Source organism: Undibacterium sp. Xuan67W, from assembly GCF_049340165.1.
Classification (GTDB): domain Bacteria; phylum Pseudomonadota; class Gammaproteobacteria; order Burkholderiales; family Burkholderiaceae_D; genus Undibacterium.
Map to the genome: position 1 here is coordinate 1 of NZ_JBMPPN010000059.1, position 695 is coordinate 695.

At 47.1% G+C, this 695-nt stretch carries 2 tRNA genes; both read left to right on the forward strand.

The annotated features are described in order from the left end of the window. Window positions 1-282: 282 nt before the first annotated feature. Window positions 283-358: transfer RNA gene (locus ACO0LE_RS20250), tRNA-Val, on the forward strand. 36 nt (window positions 359-394) lie between these two features. After that, window positions 395-471, forward strand: a tRNA-Asp gene (locus ACO0LE_RS20255). Window positions 472-695: the final 224 nt, after the last annotated feature.

Here is a 695-nt window from a genome sequence, read left to right on the forward strand (position 1 = left end):
CATCCCGAACAGGACCGTGAAACGACTCCGCGCCAATGATAGTGCTGCAACCAGTGTGAAAGTAGGTCATCGTCAGGCTTTTATTCCGCATACCCCCGCTCAAGTAATTGACCGGGGGTCTTGCTTTAAAGTGAGAACAGGTGAAAATGAAAGACGTTCCTAGATCATAGTGGAATATCTGGAAAATACATCTGGACATGAAGTAGAAAAAAGCAGTATAATTTCGCTTCTGTAGTCGTCGGTGACAGGCGATAAAGTTTGTCTGAACTAAGCAAGAACATTGGGTGCTTAGCTCAGTTGGTAGAGCGGCGCCCTTACAAGGCGTAGGTCGGGAGTTCGAGCCTCTCAGCACCCACCATCAGATAAACTTGTAATACCAAGCTTAAGTAGTTTCGGAGTGGTAGTTCAGTTGGTTAGAATACCGGCCTGTCACGCCGGGGGTCGCGGGTTCGAGCCCCGTCCGCTCCGCCAGTTATAAAGAAAAAGGACAAGCAATGCTTGTCTTTTTTTCGTCCGAATTTTCCTATGTTTCAAATTCTGTAATTCAAATTCCGTCACTGGGTAATCCCCCCCCTGCAAACAAGCGTTGAAATGAGTAGAATTTTCTAAATATGATTTTTGAAAGTTCTGCATGAAGCCTTCCCGTTACACCGACAGTCAGATCATCGCCATCCTCAAGCAGGCCGAGGCTGGCT